16 protein-coding genes are annotated in these 18,486 nt (G+C 66.9%); 15 read left to right on the forward strand and 1 reads right to left on the reverse strand.

The genetic code is table 11. The annotated features are described in order from the left end of the window. The 6 genes from FNL14_RS01050 to FNL14_RS01075 all read left to right on the forward strand — a co-directional run bounded on the left by FNL14_RS01050 (position 1) and on the right by FNL14_RS01075 (position 7,368). A complete protein-coding gene (locus FNL14_RS01050; RefSeq protein WP_142056909.1) occupies positions 1 to 2,538 on the forward strand; it encodes a glycoside hydrolase family 2 protein in 2,538 nt (845 codons plus the stop codon). A 95-nt stretch (positions 2,539 to 2,633) separates the two neighbouring features. Beyond that, complete coding sequence (locus tag FNL14_RS01055; protein ID WP_142056911.1) at positions 2,634 to 3,068, forward strand: hypothetical protein; 435 nt, start codon at positions 2,634 to 2,636, stop codon at positions 3,066 to 3,068. A 113-nt stretch (positions 3,069 to 3,181) separates the two neighbouring features. Further along, a complete protein-coding gene (locus FNL14_RS01060) occupies positions 3,182 to 4,105 on the forward strand; it encodes an N-acetylglucosamine kinase (RefSeq protein WP_142056913.1) in 924 nt (307 codons plus the stop codon). A 26-nt stretch (positions 4,106 to 4,131) separates the two neighbouring features. Continuing rightward, positions 4,132 to 5,328, forward strand: a complete 1,197-nt coding sequence (gene manA, locus FNL14_RS01065) for a mannose-6-phosphate isomerase, class I (RefSeq protein ID WP_181762502.1) — start codon at positions 4,132 to 4,134, stop codon at positions 5,326 to 5,328. 213 nt (positions 5,329 to 5,541) lie between these two features. Next, on the forward strand, positions 5,542 to 6,624 hold the full coding sequence (locus FNL14_RS01070; protein WP_142056917.1) for a glycerophosphodiester phosphodiesterase family protein: 1,083 nt from the start codon (positions 5,542 to 5,544) through the stop codon (positions 6,622 to 6,624). A gap of 186 nt (positions 6,625 to 6,810) precedes the next feature. After that, entirely contained in the window at positions 6,811 to 7,368 is a 558-nt protein-coding gene (locus tag FNL14_RS01075) for a hypothetical protein (protein WP_142056919.1), read from the forward strand. Here the strand turns inward: FNL14_RS01075 and FNL14_RS01080 are convergent. Beyond that, entirely contained in the window at positions 7,365 to 8,180 is an 816-nt protein-coding gene (locus FNL14_RS01080; RefSeq protein ID WP_142056921.1) for an MBL fold metallo-hydrolase, read from the reverse strand. The two genes, FNL14_RS01075 and FNL14_RS01080, sit on opposite strands and share 4 nt — an antisense overlap. A 323-nt stretch (positions 8,181 to 8,503) precedes the next feature. Here FNL14_RS01080 and FNL14_RS01085 point away from each other — a divergent pair, with 323 nt between their 5' ends. From FNL14_RS01085 to FNL14_RS01125, 9 genes are all read left to right on the forward strand, one after another. Continuing rightward, the gene (locus FNL14_RS01085; RefSeq protein ID WP_142056923.1) at positions 8,504 to 9,844 is read left to right on the forward strand and encodes an ABC transporter substrate-binding protein; all 1,341 of its coding nucleotides are present in this window, start codon (positions 8,504 to 8,506) and stop codon (positions 9,842 to 9,844) included. Next, positions 9,844 to 10,737 carry a carbohydrate ABC transporter permease gene (locus FNL14_RS01090; protein ID WP_142056925.1) on the forward strand — a complete coding sequence of 298 codons (894 nt, stop codon included), beginning with the start codon at positions 9,844 to 9,846 and terminating at the stop codon, positions 10,735 to 10,737. Before FNL14_RS01085 ends, FNL14_RS01090 begins: the two co-directional genes overlap by 1 nt. Further along, positions 10,734 to 11,591, forward strand: a complete 858-nt coding sequence (locus FNL14_RS01095; RefSeq protein WP_091416544.1) for a carbohydrate ABC transporter permease — start codon at positions 10,734 to 10,736, stop codon at positions 11,589 to 11,591. The genes FNL14_RS01090 and FNL14_RS01095 overlap by 4 nt, the downstream gene beginning before the upstream one ends. Positions 11,592 to 11,661: 70 nt before the next feature. Then, complete coding sequence (locus FNL14_RS01100; protein ID WP_091416545.1) at positions 11,662 to 12,741, forward strand: ABC transporter ATP-binding protein; 1,080 nt, start codon at positions 11,662 to 11,664, stop codon at positions 12,739 to 12,741. Continuing rightward, positions 12,742 to 14,076 (forward strand): glycogen debranching protein, encoded by a 1,335-nt coding sequence (locus FNL14_RS01105; RefSeq protein ID WP_142056927.1) that lies wholly within the window; start codon positions 12,742 to 12,744, stop codon positions 14,074 to 14,076. Beyond that, positions 14,073 to 15,233, forward strand: a complete 1,161-nt coding sequence (locus FNL14_RS01110; RefSeq protein WP_255470656.1) for a glycerate kinase — start codon at positions 14,073 to 14,075, stop codon at positions 15,231 to 15,233. The genes FNL14_RS01105 and FNL14_RS01110 overlap by 4 nt, the downstream gene beginning before the upstream one ends. Positions 15,234 to 15,267: 34 nt before the next feature. Continuing rightward, positions 15,268 to 16,464 (forward strand): ROK family transcriptional regulator, encoded by a 1,197-nt coding sequence (locus tag FNL14_RS01115; protein ID WP_181762503.1) that lies wholly within the window; start codon positions 15,268 to 15,270, stop codon positions 16,462 to 16,464. Between the two features lie 168 nt (positions 16,465 to 16,632). Further along, a complete protein-coding gene (locus tag FNL14_RS01120) occupies positions 16,633 to 17,016 on the forward strand; it encodes a hypothetical protein (protein ID WP_142056932.1) in 384 nt (127 codons plus the stop codon). Next, on the forward strand, positions 17,009 to 18,486 hold a 1,478-nt coding region (locus FNL14_RS01125), incomplete at its 3' end, for a matrixin family metalloprotease (RefSeq protein WP_142057106.1). The genes FNL14_RS01120 and FNL14_RS01125, both read left to right, overlap by 8 nt.

Raw genomic sequence — 18,486 nt, forward strand, 5'->3', positions numbered from 1 at the left:
ATGATTGCCTCGCCCCTTACCGAGGGATGGACCCTCACCCCCGTCGCCGGCCCCGTGCCTGACGGCATCCCTGCCGTGCTCGCTGCCGAAGTGCCGGGTTCCGCCCACACGGATCTCCTGCGTGCCGGGCATATTGCCGATCCCTACCTGGACGGCAATGAAAAGGACCTGACGTGGATGCACCACGTGGACTGGCGCTACGACCTCCCGCTCACGCTGCCCGCCGCAGCAGCGGATGAGCGCGTTGACCTGGTCCTGGACGGCGTGGATACCGTCAGCCGGATCCGGCTCGGCGGCCGGGAACTGGGGACCACAGCCAACATGCACCGCTCGTACCGGTTCAACATCCGCCCCGAAGCGAACGGCACGCCGCGGCAGCTGTCCGTCGATCTGCGATCCGCCACCGCGTATGCCGAGGAACTGCGTGGCCTCTTGGGTGACCGGCCCAGCGCCTACCACCCCGTACCCTTCAACTTCGTCCGGAAGATGGCCTGCAGCTTCGGCTGGGACTGGGGCCCTGACCTGCGTACGGCCGGGCTGTGGAAAGAGGTTCGGATTGAGCGCTGGACCGTGGCACGGCTGGCGGAGGTCCGGCCGCTCGTCACGGTCACCCCGAACGGCGCCGGGCGCGTGGAAGTCCACGTGACGATCGAACGCTCGGGCCTGGAAAACGCGGCCGATCTTACGCTCGAGGCCTCTGTCCTCGGGCAGACCGCCACCGCCGTCGTACCCGCGGAAAGCAGCAGCGCGGTCCTCACCCTCAACGTTCCGGATGCGCCGCTCTGGTGGCCGGCAGGATACGGCGATCAGCCCCTGTCCGGGCTCCAGGTCCGCCTGCTGGGCGGATCCGCCGGGGCAGTACTGCATTCCTGGGACCGCCGGATCGGGTTCCGCAGTATCGAACTCGATACGTCCCGCGATGAAACCGGCACCGCTTTTACCCTCAAGGTCAACGGCAAGGCCGTCTTCGTCAAAGGGGCCAACTGGATCCCCGATGACCACCTGCTCACCCGGATCACCCGTGCCCGCCTGGACCGCCGCCTGGACCAGGCATTGGCTGCCAACCTCAACCTCCTGCGTGTCTGGGGCGGCGGGATCTACGAAACCGAGGATTTCTACACCGCCTGCGACGAACGTGGCATCCTCGTCTGGCAGGACTTCCTGCTGGCCTGCGCTGCATACCCGGAGGAGTCCCCGCTGTGGGAGGAGTTCGAGTCGGAAGCCCGCGAGAACGTGGTCCGGCTCGCGCCCCATCCTTCGCTGGTTCTCTGGAACGGCGGAAACGAGAACGTCTGGGGGCATGAAGACTGGGGATGGAAGGAAGAGCTGGCAGGACTTAGCTGGGGAAGCCGCTACGCCCACGAACTCCTTGGCGGAATCGTGGCGGAGCTGGATCCCACCCGGCCCTACTGTGACAACAGTCCCTACTCCCCCGGCGAAGACCCCGGAGACGTTCATCCCAATGATCCGGACCACGGCACCCATCACCAATGGGAGGTCTGGAACAGGATCGATTACTCAGCGTACCGGGATGAAGTTCCGCGGTTCTGTTCCGAATTCGGGTTCCAGGGACCGCCCGCATGGCGCACCCTGACCGATTACGTTCACGCCAGCGACGGCGGTCCACTGGCCGGCGCGCCGGATCCCAAGGAGGATCCGGTCTTCCTGGTCCACCAGAAGGCCGACGACGGAAACGGCAAGCTGGACCGCGGCCTCGCCCCGCACCTGGGCGTTCCAGCCGATTTCGAGGACTGGCACTGGGCAACCCAGCTCAACCAGGCACGCGCCGTCCGTTACGCCGTGGAGCATTACCGTTCGTGGTGGCCCCGCACCGCAGGAGCCATCGTGTGGCAGCTCAACGACTGCTGGCCCGTCACGTCCTGGGCGGCCATCGACTCGCAGGAGCGGCCCAAGCCGCTCTGGCACGCCCTGCGTCTGGCGAATGCACCGCGGATCGTCAGCTTCGGCAGCCGTGAAAAGGAGCTGTCGGTGTCGCTGGTCAATGACACTGACCAGCCGTGGAGCGGGCCGCTGATCCTGCGGCGGGAAACACTTGACGGTGCCGTGAAAACTGAACGCACGGAACAAGTGGAAGTCGCCGCACGCAGCGTCAAAACCATCCCCGTGGGCACCGGGTTGTCGCTGTCCGAAGATCCCCAGGGCGAAGTGCTGCTCGCAAGCCTGGGAGCAGAACGTGCCATCCACACCTTTGTTGAAGACATCGACCTGCGCCTGGACCCGAACCCGCTGAAGGCAACAGCCGAACCGGTACCGGGAGGTTACGAGGTCAAGGTTTATGCTGCGTCCCTGGCTCGTGACATCACGCTGCACGTGGACCGGGTGGACCCCGGCGCCCGCGTGGATGACGGTCTCATCACCCTTCCTGCCGGCGGTGAATGGACTTTTACCGTAATCAGCACCGCTGCCGGGATCGACCCGGAGGAGTTCGTCTCCCGGTCAGTCCTGAGGACAGCCAATGACCTGCGCGCCGTTCCCGCCCTGACCGGGGCAGGACACTCCACGGCCGCAACGCAGTAGGAAAAACCAAACCCGGCGCCGTCCCCGCAAGGACGGTGCCGGCATCACCAGCGCCACTGGCATCAGCCCAGCCGCCCACCCCACAAAAGAAGCCAATGACACATCACTTCAGCACAGAACTCAGGACCGGAACGCGCTCCCGGCCGCTCAACGCGGGCTGGCACATCCGGCTCCTCGAAGGACCGGCACCCCTTGCAGTCGCCGCCCGGCACATCCCGGCCAGCGTTCCCGGGTCCATCCGGCAGGACCTGGCGGTTGCCGGCCTTCTGGCCGGACAGCAGGCAGAAAGCAGCCCCGGATGGATCAGGGATTGCGCCTGGGAGTACAGCCTCGACTTCCCCTGGCGGAAAGGAACCGCCGCGCCCGTTGAACTCGCCTTCCAAGGGCTGGACGCAGCCGCCGAAGTCCACCTGAACGGAAAACCCCTGCATGGGGCAGGACGGCAAAACCCCGACTGGCCGGACGTCGCAGCCCACCTCTTCGACGGCCTGAACACGCTGAAGGTGGCCCTCCACCCGGCCTCCAGCTAAGGCTGCCGCCCTCCGGTCCGGCCCTTCCACGCGGAACCCGCGCGCCGCCGTCGACCCTTTACTCACGCGGCCGCCCCCTGCCGCCGCTCCTCTCCCATCAGAAAGCCACAACCGTGATCTCCCATGCCCCCGTACTCGCCGTCGACGGCGGCCAGTCATCCATCCGTGCCCGGCTGCTGGACAGGAGAAGAATCGAGTTCGAACAGGAATTCCCGCCGCTCCTGACCGACATCCCGCTGATGCCCCAACTGGCCGGCGTGGTCCGCTCCGTCCTCACCGCCCACCCGCGGCAGAACGTCCGGGTGGCCGCAGCGCTGTCCGGCCTCACCCCGTCCAATGCGGACGCTCCCGGGGTCCTGGCAGCCTGCCGCGACCTGGGACTGTCATCCATCCGCCTGGCGCACGACTCCATCTCCGGCTACCTGGGCTGCCTCGGCGACAGGGCAGGGTCCGCGATTGCTGCAGGAACAGGCGTGGTCACGCTCGCCACCGGCCCTACGGGATCAACACGGGTGGACGGCTGGGGAAACATCATGGGCGATGCCGGCAGCGGATACTGGATCGGCCGGGCCGGGCTCGACGCCGCGATGCGCGCCCATGATGGACGGGGAGACGCCACGGCACTGCTGGGGATGCTGAAACAGGATTTCCCGGATGTGGAGGGGGCCTACATCGAAATCCAGTCCAATCCGGAAAAGATCTCCTTCGTGGCGTCCTACGCGCGGAAGGTGATCGACCTGTCCGAACACGACACCGTCTCGGCACGAATCGTCGAACACGCCACAAACGAACTGGCGCTCTCTGTCGGGGCGAGCCTGCGGAACACCGGCTGGACTCCGATGTCCAGCCCCACCATCAGCTGGGTGGGAAAAATCCTCTCCAACCCCCGGATGGCCACACCGCTCCAGCACAAGCTCCAGCAGGCATGGCCCAACGCTCAGCTGGTGGCGCCCCGCGGCGGCCCGCTGGACGGGGTGGCCCAACTGGCGGACCTGCCGGCGCAGCACGCCCTATACCCGCTGCTCCACACAGCGTAAAGCCACAAAGGATAGGACAAAGTCACATGCATCGACTGTCTGGAGCGAGGCGCTCCTACGACTGGGGATCCACCACAGCCATGTTCGATTTCCTGGACACCTCCCCGGACGGCGATCCCTTTGCCGAGTTATGGCTCGGTGCCCACCCGACGGGCCCTGCAACCGTGGAGGGACCCTACGGCCCCGAACCGCTGAACCATGTTCTAGCGGAAGACCCCACACAGCACCTGGGCGAAGCCGTCGCGTCCACATTCGGCCAGCTCCCGTACCTGGTGAAATTACTGGCCCCGTCACGGCCCTTGTCCATGCAGGTACACCCGAACCGGAAGATGGCAGCGGCCGGCTACCGCGATGAGGAGCGGCGCGGCGTTCCCTTGGATGATCCCCGCCGAAGTTTCAAAGACGAATACAACAAACCGGAGATGGTCTACGCCATCACCCATTTCGAAGGCCTGGTGGGATTCAGGCCCCAGGAGGAAGTAGCGCTACTGCTCCAGGCAGTGGGCGGACCGTTGTCGGCCGCCTTCACAGCTCTCCGCCTGGCACCCGAGGAGCAAGGGATGCGCGCAGCGCTGGAGCAACTCCTGGACCTCGGCCTCGAGGACATCCGGGAGGTCCTGAAGACAACCGGACAGCTGGAATCGCACCCAGACACCGTGATCCGGGCGGCGTGCAGCACCGTCAACGAGCTGGCGCACCTGTATCCCGGGGACATCGGTGCGGTGATTTCGCTGATGCTCAACCGGGTCCGGCTGCAGCCGGGCCAACTGGTCTTCCTCGCCGACGGCGTGCCGCATGCCTACCTGGGCGGCTTTGGCCTGGAGATCATGGGCAACTCAGATAACGTCCTGCGACTGGGCCTGACGTCCAAGCACATCGACATTCCCTCCATGCTCCAAGCCCTCGATTTCGGTTCCTCAGGCTTCGAGGTGGAGACCGCGCCCAGCTACCAGGTAACGCACGTTTTCGAGCCGCCAACGCCCGAATACGCGCTCAGCATCACCCGTCCCCACCTGGCGTCCGGCAGCACCGCTGTCCTGCCAGGTGCTGGCCCCCGTGTCCTCGTCTGCCTCGGTGGCCAGGTCAGGGCGGCCACAGGCACCGACCAGCAAGGCGCGGTCCTTACCCGTGGCGCCTCCCTGTTCGTGCCGGCAGGAGAAGGCGAGATATCAGCGAGCGGCTGCGGAGTCCTGGCCCAGGCCTTCGTTCCTGCCATCACCTGAGGGACCAGCCCCAGGGTGGGGCGTACGACGGCGGCGCGCGGCCGCCGTCGTACGCCCCCACCATCAGGGGAGGTGCCTGCGCAGGGCGGCGTGGTTCGCATCACGTTCACCGCCCTGTCACCTGACCGCTGCCTGCCGGCCTTCTTCGGTACTGAACGGGGGTGAACAGTGGTGCGTGCTCATTACCGATGACATCAACGTGGAGAATTCACCATGAAGCACACCAAGCTGCTGACCGCGGCTGCACTCGCTGCCGGCCTGGCCTTGGGAACATCCCTTCCCGCCCAGGCAGCGGACACCAACCCCAACGGCACGGACAACCATTTTGACCTGCAGGCACACCGCGGCGGGCTCGGCCTCACCGTCGAATCCACCCTGGCCTCCTTCGCCAAGGGGCTCGAAACAGGGGTCAGCACCCTCGAACTCGACTTGCAGATCACCAAGGATGGCCGCGAAGTCATCACCCATGACCGCAAGATCAGCGGCCAGAAGTGCCAGGACACCGCCCCGGTCACCCCGGCAGATCCGCAGTTTCCCTACGTGGGCAAATACATCAAGGACCTCACCTTCGCCCAGGTCCGCAGCCTGGACTGCGGGTCGCTGACCCTGCCCCAGTTCCCGGGCCAGCAGGCCTCCCCCGGCGCCAAAATGCCCACACTCGCCGAGGTCTTCGACCTCACCCGGCAGTACCGTGCCAGCCAGGTCAAGTTCAACATCGAAACCAAAGTCGAAGCGGGCGCCCCGGAGCAGACGGCACCGCGCGAGCAGTTCGTGGACGTCGCACTGCGGGAAATCAACGCCGCGAACATGGCCGGCCGCGTCTCCATCCAGAGCTTCGACTGGGGCTCACTGCGCCTGGTCAAGGAACGCCAACCCGGCCTCCGCACCGTCGCCCTGACCAACAAGGACTTCCTGCAGGCCGGCAAGCCCGGAGCCTCACCGTGGCTCGGCGGGATCGACTCGGATGACTTCGGCGGTGACCTCGTGAACTCAGCCGCTTCCCTCGGCGTGGACGCCATCTCCCCTGTTCACGGCACACCCCAGAACGGCACCGTCACCGACGCAGGATACGTCCCCTACGTCACGGCCGACATGGTGAACCGCGCCCACGCCAAAGGCATGCAGGTCATCCCCTGGACCGTCGATGACAAGCCCACCATGCGCGCCCTCATGAACACGGGCGTGGATGGACTGATCACCGATTACCCCAACCGCCTGCGCGAGGTCATGGCCGAGCGATCCCTGAAGCTGCCCAAGCAGTTCACCCTGGAGCCCGGCGCCTCAGCAGCCAGCTGATTCCACCAACCACTGAATGCCCCTGCCTACCCGGGACAGGGGCATTCCCATTTCCAGCTCCCTGCCACGCCCCACTCTTAAGCCGCAACAAACACGTTTAGGGCATCAAGTGCTGGACAGCAGGCAGCGGCGCACCTCACTCTGGTGTGAAGCCGCCGGCAGCGTGGCTTGGAACAGGAGACCGGCGTGGCGATTTCGGCAGGCTTTTTCGGACGTGCTTTCCACCGGCACGAAGCCACCCCGCCGCCCCTCGTCGATTTGCTCCCGGTTTCCGGCCACCAATTGCGGATGCGGGTGGAACCGCGACTCGCTGAGCTTGTTGGAACGGTGGTGGCGACGCTCCGGGCCGCCGGAGTGAGGCCCATCCCGGTCACCGACCCCCATGGGCGGCAATGGGCTCCCGCCTACGTCCTGGGCAGGCTGGAACTGGAAGGTGCCCGGGCGGAAACGGCCTCCAACACCGCGGTGGCCGAGGTGGTGCTGGACGGCTCAGGCCGGTTGGCCCGCAACCATCCCGTGCAGGTCACAGGCAACGTCCACAGGCTGGTGCCTGTCAGCTGCCCGAGCGTGGCTGACAGCTATGAGCAGTTCATCCGCGCCCTGAAAGTTGCGGAAGAACCCCGCGGCGATGGTTTGGTCCTCACCCCGCACGGGAGCCTGATGATCACCGGCCCCGAAGGTGAACCTGTTGCTTTGGCTGACTATTTGGACAGCCTCTGCCGCACCGGGGCCTATCCCGCCTAGTTCTCCCGGCGGGTCTCCTGCAGCCGCTTGATGAACCAGCGCGACTGTTCCGGCCCGTAGGGCAGCACCGGGATGGCCTTGGTGGCATCGTCCGGGGTGTCCCGGATGGACCCGCGCGCCTGGCGGACCGCGGTGGTCATGGTGTTGGCCATGGTCTTGACGAACTGGTCGCTGCACGGCTTCCCGTGCCCCGGGATCAGGAACTCGTAGCGGTGGCGGAGCGCCGAGATGTGCCGGAGCGCGTCCGCCCACTCCTCCGGGTAGGAGTCTTCGAAGGACGGGTGGGCGCCCTGCTCCACGAGGTCGCCCACGTAGAGGGTGGTGGGGGTGCCCACCAGCAGGTCGCCGTCGGTATGGCCGCGGCCCAGGTAAAACAGGGTGGCGGTGAGCCCGCCGAGGTCAACCAGCACCGGCTGGTCCTTCACCAGGGCGTTGGGAACCACGAGCTCCACGTTCTCGCCTTCGCCCGTGGACATTTCCGGCTCCAGCGTCCCCACGAAGCGGCGCTGGAGGTCCCCGCGCGCGTCGATTTCAGTGGCGCAGTTCTGGTGCGCCCAAAACTCCGTGACGCCGGCTTCAGCAAACACGGCGTTGCCGAAGAAGTGGTCGTAATGTGCGTGGGTGTTGACGACGACGAGCGGCAGCTGGGTCTTCACCCGCACCGCATCCAGGATCTCCCGCCCCTGCCGGGGGCCGCAGCCGGTATCGATCACCATGGCCCGCTCGGATCCCACGATCAGTCCGGTGTTCAGCAGCGATCCTTCGGTGACCAGCACATAGTTGTTCGCGCCGACTTCGAGCCATTCCGACATTGTTTCTCCGTACCTCCGGCAAAGCAGTGTTCGTTCGTCTAGGCGTCGATTCTACCCACCGGCCCTTGGTTGGGCCTGGGGCCACGCCTGCCGGGCTCCCTGGCCAGCTTGCGAGGGTAGGGAGCGGTAGGGAGTGAAACCCCGTGAGGCCCTTCGGTGACCGGAGCCTCCTGGAACCGTACGCGGTGCCACGCGGCCGCAGCCGGGCACCGCCCGGGCGGGCGATCGCACCCTCAATTCGTCGTGACCCTTGACACACTCCAACTTCTGTCTAATGCTTAAACGAAAGTGCCGCAGAGTCGCGCACTCGAATGGAGTAGTGCATGAACCACCAATTCCCCTCCCCAAACCACCTGCCCTCCCGCCGCAGCATGCTGCTGGCCGGCCTGGGCGCAGCCCTCTCGGCCCCTTTCTTGTCCGCATGTGCAGGCTTCGATACCAGCGGAGCAGCCGCCGGCAGCGGAACCGTCAGTTTCCTGTCCACGCAGTTCACACCTGTCGAGGAAAAGCAGCGCTATGAGCAAGTCCTGAAGAAATCCCTCCGAGTGCCCGTCGCCTATAACGCGGTCGATCCCAGCGTCTTCGCCTCCACGGTGAAAACCCAGACGTCCGCCCAGAACATCCGCACTTCGCTGCTCGGCGGGCTACATGGTGAGCTTGCGCCGCTGGCAGGTTCGCTGGAGAACGTGGACAGCATCCTCTCGGACCTGGCCGGACGCGGGTTCGCCAAGGAGATCCTGGAACTGACCAAGGCGGGCACCTCCTCGGCGAAGTACGTCCCCTGGATGCAGGCAACCTACGTTGTGGCCGTCAACAAGAAGGCCCTCGAATGGCTGCCGTCCGGTGTGGACGTCAACAACCTCAGCTATGAGGACTACCTTGCCTGGGCCAAGGCAGCCAAGCAGGGCGCCGGACGCCCCGTGTTCGGCATGCCGGCCGGCCCCAAGGGCCTGCACCACCGCTTCTACCAGGGATTCCTGCTGCCCAGCTTCACGGGCGGCCAGATCACCACGTTCCGCAGCCCTGACGCCGTGGAGGCATGGAAATACATGCAGGACCTGTGGGACAACATGGTGCCTGCATCCACTAACTTCGATGCCATGCAGGAACCCCTGGGCCGGGGCGAAGTGCTGGTGGCGTGGGACCACGTGGCCCGGCTGATCAAGGCCCCTGCAGACAACCCCGGCGAGTGGCTCATGGTGCCTGCCCCCCAAGGCCCCAAAGGCCGTGGCTACATGCTGATCGTGGCCGGCCTCGCCCTGCCCACGGGTGGAACCGAACGCGAATTGGCCGAGCAGGTGATCCGCGGCCTGTCCGAACCGCTGACCCAGGTGGAAACCCTGCGGCAGAATGCCTTCTTCCCCACCGTCCAGACCGAACTCCCCACGGACCTGGCCGGCGCCATCGCCCTCGAAGCCGGCGCCGTCCGGTTGCAGCAGCGGTCCGAGGGCGCGCTGCTGGCATTGCCGCCAGTGGGCCTGGGAGCCAAGGAGGGTGAGGTGTCCCAGATCTTCAAGAACGTCTTCCAGGAAGTCTGCCTGAACAACCAGGACATCCAGCCTGTCCTGGACCGGCAGGCGAAGGAATTGAACACCATCGTCCAGGAACTCAACGTCCCGTGCTGGGCGCCCGATCCCGTCTCCGCGAAATGCGAGGTAGCGTAATGACCGTCCAAGCGCCCCCGGCTCCCGCCAAAGCCGCCGCCCCCGCGCGGCGCCGCCGCGTCCCGGCCGCGGTCTGGCTGATCGGGCCCTCCGTCCTCTTCATGACCCTCCTCCTGGGCTGGCCTGTGGTGGAAGGCGTCCTGCAAGCCTTCCGGAACGAGCAAGGCTTCACCCTCGAGTTCGTGAACCGCATGGTCCAGGACCCGTACTTCTGGCCGGCCGTGCGCAACACGCTGCTGCTGATCGCTGTGATGATCCCCATCCAGTTCGCCTTCGCCATCACCATGGCGCTGCTCCTGCGCGCCAATCCGCGGCTGAACAAGGTCCACTTCTTTGTCTGGGCCATCCCTTTGGCCCTCAGCGACCTCGCCGCCGGCCTGGTGTGGCTCTCCATCTTCAATGACCGCGGCTACCTGAACTCGGCCCTGTCATGGCTGGGCATCGAGGGTATCTCCTGGCTGGCCTATGACAACCAGACCACGATGTTCATCTGTGTCCTGATCGCAGAACTGTGGCGGGCAACCTCGCTCGTGCTGGTGATCGTCGTCGCAGGCCTGCAGGGCATCCCGAAGGACTACGACGAGGCCGCCCAGGTATTCGGGGCAACATTCTGGCAGCGCCTGCGCCACGTCACCCTGCCTCTCCTGAAACCCAGCCTCCAGGTGGCCCTGATCCTCCGCACCATCCTGGCGTTCCAGACGTTCGCGGTGGCACAGGCCCTGACCGGGCAGAACTTCCCGCTGGTGGTGGGTGAAACCTACCGCTGGTACACGGGGCTGCAGAACCCCAATGTCGCTGCCGCCCTGGCCTTGGTGATCCTGGCTGTGTCAATGCTGACGTCCATCTTCTACCTGCGGGCTCTCCGCGACAAGACCCAGGAAGGCACCCGATGAGCCAGGCAACCGCAGCCAACGCAACAGTCGATACCGCACCGCTGAAGCGCCAGAAACGGAACAGGGTCCTGCTGCAGCTCGCCTGCCTCGCCGTCTCCCTGTTCATGCTGGTCCCCATCTACCTGATCTCCCTGGCGGCGCTGTCCACCCGCGAATCCCTCAATAAGTTCCCGCTGAGCCTGCTGCCCACCAGCTTCTCGTTGGAAACGCTCAACGCGTTCCTTGGCTCCACCGGCGTCTTCGGTGCACTGGGCAACTCGCTGATTGTCGGCGTCGGCACCCTGCTGCTCTCCGCCCTGATCGGCGTCCCGGCCGGTTACGCCCTGGCCCGGTTCGCCTTTCCCGGCAAGGAGCCGTACCAGCTGTTCCTGCTCTTCACCCGCGCCCTGCCCATCGTGGTGTTGTCCGTCCCGCTCGCCAGGCTCTTCCTCACCGTGGACATCTACGACACCACCTACGGCGTAATCCTGCTGCACACCGCACTGGCGCTGCCCACCACCATCCTCATATCCGCCAGCGTGTTCCTTGGCGTCCCGCATGACGTAGAGGAGGCGGCCCGGGTATTCGGCTGCAGCCCGTTCAGCGCCTTCATGCGGGTGGTGATGCCCATGGCCCTTCCCGGCATCGCCGCCGCCTCGATTTTCACGTTCGTGATGTCGTGGAACGAGGTCCTCGGCGCATCGATCCTCACCCTGGACCACCGCACCCTCCCGGCCCAGGTGCTCACCTCGCTGGCCGATTCGCCCCTGGCCTACCGGTTTGCCGGCGGCTTCGCGCTGGTGATCCCGTCCATCATCTTCATCGCCTTCATGCGCCGGTACCTCACCAACATGTGGGGCTCCACCATCCGCTGACCCGGCCAGCCGGGTCCTCCCGGCATCCACAAACTTCCCAGCTTCCAGAATCCCCCAAGGAGCCGATCCCATGGCTGATATCACCATTTCCAACCTCGTCAAGACATACCCAGGCGGCACTGAACGGGCCACCGACGACGTCTCCCTCCACATTGCCGACGGCAGCTTCACGGTGCTCCTGGGCCCGTCCGGCTGCGGCAAGACCACGCTGCTGCGCATGCTGGCCGGGCTTGAACTGCCCGACTCCGGCGCGGTCTCCATCGGCGGGCGCGACGTCACCTACCTGCCGCCGAACAAGCGCAACATCTCCATGGTGTTCCAGTCCTACGCCGTCTTCCCGCACCGCTCCGTCCGTTACAACATCGGCTTCGGGCTGCAGATGGCCAAGGTGCCGAAGGAGCAAATCGACAAGAAAGTCCAGTGGGCTGCGGACCTGCTGCAGCTGACCCCGTACCTGGACCGGCTGCCGGCCAAGCTCTCCGGCGGCCAGCGCCAGAGGGTGGCCGTGGCCCGGGCCATCGTGGTGGACGCGGACGTGCTGCTCATGGATGAGCCGCTGTCCAACCTTGACGCCCTGCTGCGCCTGAACTTCCGGTCGGAGCTGAAGAAGATCGTGCAGGACCTCGGCACCACCACGGTCTACGTCACCCACGACCAAAGCGAGGCACTCTCCCTCGGCGACCAGGTTGCCGTCATGCGCAAGGGCCGGATTGCCCAGCTCGGCGATCCGCTGGATGTCTATGACGCCCCGAGCGACCGCTTCGTGGGCGGCTTCATCGGCTCCCCGCCCATGAACTTCGTGGATGCCGCAGTGACCCCTGACGGCGAACTGGTGGTCGGGGATCAGCGGCTCATGGCGCCGTCCCTGCTCCGGTCCTTCGGGAACCACAACATCGTCCTGGGTGTCCGGGCCGAAAACGTGTCCGTGGCCAAGGACCGCGAGTCCGGGTACATCGCCGCCACGGTGCTGGTGGTGGAACCTATGGGCTCCACCATCCTGCTCACTGTGGACGTGGAGGGCCAGACCCTCAAGGTCCAGGCCCCGCCGAGCTTTCGGACCGCACCGCACCAGACCATCTGGCTGGGCTTCTCCCCCAACACGATGCGCTTCTACGACCGGGAAACCTCAATGGCACTGGAGGCCAACTAAATGAACGCCCACCCCAACGTCAGCACCGACGAGCTCCGCGCTGCGGCGATGGAAGTGCTCCGGCGCAACGACCTGGGCACCATGACGACGGCGGCGCCGGACCTTTATCCCCACATGTGGAGTTGGGATGCGGCGTTCGTCGCGATCGGCCTCGCCAGGGTGAGCGTACCCCGCGCCATCACCGAACTGCGGACCCTGCTGGCCGCGCAGTGGTCCAGCGGAATGATCCCCCATATTGTGTTCAGCGACGACGAAGAGCGCTACTTCCCGGGCTTCGACCGCTGGGGCACAGCCACCGCCGAGGCACTCCCGGAGGGTGTCAAGAGCAGCGGCATCTGCCAGCCGCCCGTACACGTGATTGCCCTCCAGCACATCCTGGACCGGGGCCGGGAGAACGGCGGCAGCGACCAGGCGGCGGCCGAAGAATTCCTTCGCGAGTCCTTCGACGGCTGGCTGGCCTGGCACCGCTGGCTGGCCGAGGTCCGCGATCCGGACGGGGTGGGCCTGGTGGAGATCCACCACGGCTGGGAATCGGGCTTTGACAACTCACCACGCTGGGACGGCCCGTATGCGGCCATCCAGCCCGGCGAGCTGGAGCCCTTCACGCGCCGGGACACCCTCCATGTGGCGGATCTTAGGGAGCGCCCGGACGATGCCGAGTACGCAAAGTACCTGTGGCTGGTCCAGCAGATGGCGTCAGTGGGCTTTGATGACCAGGCCGTCCAGGAGATCGTGGACTTCCGGGTTCGGGACGTTTTCTTCTCCGGAATCATGGCAGCATCCACCGAGGTCCTGGCCACCCTGGCCCAGGAGATCGGCCGCCCCGAGGCCGCTGAGCTGCGTGAAATGGCCGCGCGCTTCCGTCGCGGTGTGGCATCCACCGTGGATCCGGAAACGGGATTGGCAAGGGACTACGATGTCCTGGCCGGTAAGTGGATTTCCACCGAAACGGTCTCCGGTTTCGCGCCGCTGGTGGCCGGCGGCGACCCCGCACTCCTGGCCAGCCAACGCGAACTGCTGCTGGGCAAGGACTGGATGGGGTTTCCCGGCATGAAGTTTGCCCTGCCGCCGTCCACCTCGCCCGCCAGCGCGGCGTTCAGGCCCCGGACGTACTGGCGCGGCCCGGTCTGGCCGTTCCTGAACCTGCTGCTGGGCTGGGCCAGCGCCCGCGACGGGCAGCGGGACCTCTACGAGGCTCTGCGCACCGAGTCCCTGCAGCAGCTGTCCGACCTCACGTTCGCCGAATACTATGAGCCGTTCACGGCGGAGCCCTTGGGCAGCCTGGCCCAGGCATGGACGGCGGCGGCTGCCCTGGAATGGCTGGGCCGCCCGTGACCACAGTGCTGGTGGCGTGTGACAAGTTCAAGGGCAGCCTTACGGCCGCCGAAGTCTGCGCGGCAGTGGCCTCAGGCATCAAAAGGGCCCGTCCCGGGACGGACGTGGTGGCGCTTCCCATAGCCGACGGCGGTGACGGCACCGTTGCGGTGGCGCTGAACGCGGGTTTTGAGGAAATAACGACGACGGTCACGGGACCGGGCGCGCAGCGGGTGGAATCCTCATTTGCCTTGAACCGCAACGACGGTACGGCCGTTGTGGAAATGGCCCGGGCGTCGGGGCTGCTTCAGCTTCCCGGAGGGGTACCGGATCCGCTGTTCGCCACCACGTTCGGCACCGGCGAGCTGGTCCGGGCGGCCCTTGATGCGGGTGCCCGGACCATTGTCCTGGCCGTTGGCGGCAGTGCAACCACGGACGGTGGCGCGGGTTTCCTGCAGGCGCTCGGCGCCACCCTCTCGCGGGCTGACGGGTCCCCGCTGGAACGCGGTGGCTCGGCACTGGCCGGCCTGGCCGCCGTCGGCCTTGACACGCTTGATCCGCGGCTGGCCGGCTGCCGGATCATCCTGGCCGCGGATGTGGACAATCCGCTCCTGGGTCCCAACGGGGCCGCCGCCGTCTATGCGCCGCAAAAGGGCGCTACCGCGGCGGACGTGGAACTGCTGGAAGAGGGACTCAGGCACTACGTGCAGGTCCTGCAGGCAGCCGGGGTTCCCGCAGGGGCCGAGGACGTGCCGGGCGCCGGGGCAGCCGGCGGCCTGGGCTTCGCCGCCCAAAGCATCCTGGGTGCCACCACCAGGGCGGGGATCGACGTCGTAATGGACATCGCGGGGTACCGCCATGCCCTGGCGGCCCTGACCGGCGCCGACCTGGTGGTGACCGGGGAGGGCTGCCTTGATGAACAGACCCTCAACGGCAAGGCGGTGGCGGGCGTCGCCCAGGCGGCGTGGGAAGCGGGTGTTCCCACCGTGGCAGTGTGCGGGCAGCGACGCCTGGGACGCAGCGAGCTGGCCCAAAAGGGCATCAGCCAGGCTTACGCCCTCACCGAGCGTGAACCGGATGTTGCCCGCTGCATGGCGCAGGCCGCGGCCCTGCTGGAGGACTCCGCTGAGCAGCTCGCGCGGGACTGGATCAGGGCACACGCTTCCTTCCCGGTATGAAGTAAGTTGTTTTGAGGAAAAACGGGAGGACGACATGACGGTGGAACGGGTGCCGGCGAGCCTGGGCGGGGCGACCTCCCACGGGCACCTCCTGGAGCTGATCCGGTCCACCGGCGGGTTGTCCCGCCAGCAGTTGCTGGCCGCCACCGGCATGTCCCGCGCCACCTTGTACGAGCGGCTGGAGAGCCTGCTGCGCCGTGGATTCATCTACGAGGCCGAATCCTTGGAGGCCACGGGCGGACGCCGCTCGCGCAAGATCCGGTTCGATGACCGGGGCCGGGTGGTGCTGACCATCGCCCTTGGCCAGACGCATGCCACGGTGTGTGTCACGGATATCCGCGGCGAGGCCTTGCGCTCGATCACCAGCACCCAGGACATCAGTGGCCCGGCCGGGTCCGTGCTGGCGCCCCTCATTGACGCGGGGAAGGCCCTGCTGGCCCAGGGGTCCGGCGAGGTTTTGGTGGGGGTGGGCGTCAGCCTGCCCACACCGGTTGAGGCGGAGACGGGCTTCGTTGCGCACGCCACCACCATCCCCGGCTGGCCCCGCGACGCCGTGGCACGGGCGGTAACGGGCGCCTGGAATGTGCCCTTCGCCGTCGAAAATGATGCCCGGGCGGCCGCGCTGGGCGAACGCGTCAGCGACGCGGAAACAGTTGTGTACGTCAAAGTGGGAACGGGCATCGGCTGCGGCATAGTGGTGGAAGGGTCCATCCTGCGCGGAGCCCGCGGCGCGGCCGGCGACATCGGGCACATCCGGATGGCGGAGGATGGTCCGCTGTGCCGGTGCGGCCGCCACGGCTGCCTGGCCGCGTACAGCTCGGGCCGCGCAATTGCCGAGCGCCTGGGCGGGCACGGGCCTTCCAGCCTCAATGCGCTCAGCGAGGCCGGCCGTGCCGGGGATCCCGCCGTCACGCCGGCACTGACCTCCGCCGCACGTGTGCTGGGCCTGGCGCTGTCCGCCACCATCACCACGCTGAATCCGGACCGGCTGGTCATCGGCGGCATCATCGGCGCGGTCCCGGCCTTCGTCGAACAGGTCAGCGCCACGGTGATGTCCACAGTGGTGGAGCGCATCGCGGACGGGCTGGCCATCGAGGCCGGCGATCCCGGGGACGGTTCCGCGTCGCAGGGCCTGGTCACCCTGGTGATGCGAAAGGTCTTCTCCCCCGGGGCGATCGACGCCGGAACCCATGAGGCAGGCGCGGGCACCAATGTGACTGCTTTGGCTTAGGCTCCGTTCATAGAGAGCAGGGTGTGCGACGGCGGCACTTGCCGCCTCCGCATGCTCACCCCATCGCATCATCCGCCACGCATCCACCCCGGCCGGACCAGTAACGGCGCAGTAACGCGCGCCTGATGGACTCATACCTGTGGTTCCCCCGCGTGTGAGGCCGGTGTGATGAGGCAGCCCTGGAGTTCGGTCCGGATGGCGGGCCTGGCCCTGGACGTGCCGGCCCAGCTTGCCCCGTCGGAGGAGCACGGCATCGAGGGCGGCGCCGCCATCCTTGAGGGCGCCGGCATGCGCCTGACCGTGGATGCCAGCCCCTTCGCCGACCCCCTCACCCGCTACGCGGACAAGCCCGGCTACGAGCATTGGCAGGAGGCTGTGGCCAGCCAATCCGCTGACTTTGTGGTGTTTGAAGAGGAGGGCACCCGCACCGTTGCGGTCGCCATCCCCGGCCGCGCCACCGCCGTCGTCCATCAACCGGCAGACGGTGAAAGGGACGTCGCCCTGCAGATCCTGCGAAGCATCCGTACTGATGAAGGAGAGTCTCATGTCTGAAGAGCAATACCCCGCCGCCCCGTACCTCGCGGCGGTCTCAAACACGGCCGCGGGTGAAGGAAACCCGGGCTTCAGCAAGGTCCAGGCCTACCTTGAGCGGTTCGGCTACCTGGCCGAATCCACCGCACGGGACATCGGCGTCCTGGACGACCCCACCGAAGGAGCCCTGAGGAACTTCCAGGAGTTCTTCCACCTGCCGGTCACCGGCGTGTTCGACGACGCCACCCGGGACGCGATGATGCAGCCCCGCTGCGGGCTTCCGGACATGCGCGGAGACGGCCTGGCCTTCTCCACCGCGTGTGCCTGGGCCGACCGGACCTTGACGTTCGCTTTCGACACCGGAACCGACGACGTCGGCGGCACCGCCGAGTTTGACGCCATCAGGCGCGCCATCCAGACCTGGCAAAACCTGGGCGGACTGACGTTCACCGAGGTGGCCGTCGGTTCCAGCCCGGATATCCGGATCGGATGGCGGCCCGCGGCGGACCCGGACCACTCGATGGTGGGCGGCATCCTGGCCCACGCCGACTTCCCTCCCGGCTGCAGCGTCATCACCAACACGCTGCCCAAGCCCGTGCACTTTGACGACAGCGAGCACGTGTGGAGCGTGGGCGCAGTGGCAAGCGCCTTCGACATCGAAACGGTGGCACTCCACGAACTCGGCCATATCGTGGGCCTCTTGCACTCGAGCGTTGCGAATTCCGTGATGGCACCCACCGTGGCATCCAACTTCACCAAGCGGGCCCTCACCCAGGACGACATCGACGGATACCGGGCGCTGTACCCGGCAGCACCGCAGGCCTGGTCCGGCTGGAACTCCCTGGGCGGCACGCTCACCTCGGACATCTCCGTGGGCAACAACAAGGATGGCCGGCTGGAAGCCTTCGTCCGGGGCACCGACGGGGCTGTGTGGCACCGATGGCAAACCGCGCCCAACGGAAACTGGTCCGGCTGGGCCTCCCTGGGCGGCGTGATCACCACCGAGATCGCCGTGGCCAACAACCAGGACGGCCGGCTGGAAATCTTCGCCCGGGGAACCGACAACGCGCTCTGGCACATGTGGCAGACCACCCCCAACGGCAACTGGTCCGGCTGGAACTCCCTGGGCGGCGTGATCACGGGCCCGCCGGCCACCGGACGCAACGCGGACGGCCGCCTCGAGGTCTTCGCCCGCGGTACCGATGGCGCTGTGTGGCACCGGTGGCAGACTGCGCCCAACGGCAACTGGGCCGGCTGGGCTTCCCTGGGCGGCGTGATCACCTCCGAAATTTCCGTGGGCAGGAACGCCGACCGCCGCCTCGAAATCTTCGCCCGCGGCACGGATAACGCCCTGTGGCACCGGTGGCAGACAGCACCCAACGGCAACTGGGCCGGCTGGCAGTCCCTGGGCGGCGTGCTCACCTCCAACATCACCACCGGCAGCAACGCCGACGGCCGGCTCGAGGTCTTCGTCCGCGGCACGGACAACGC

Origin of the sequence: Pseudarthrobacter sp. B4EP4b, from assembly GCF_006680095.1 — a bacterium.
Classification (GTDB): domain Bacteria; phylum Actinomycetota; class Actinomycetes; order Actinomycetales; family Micrococcaceae; genus Arthrobacter.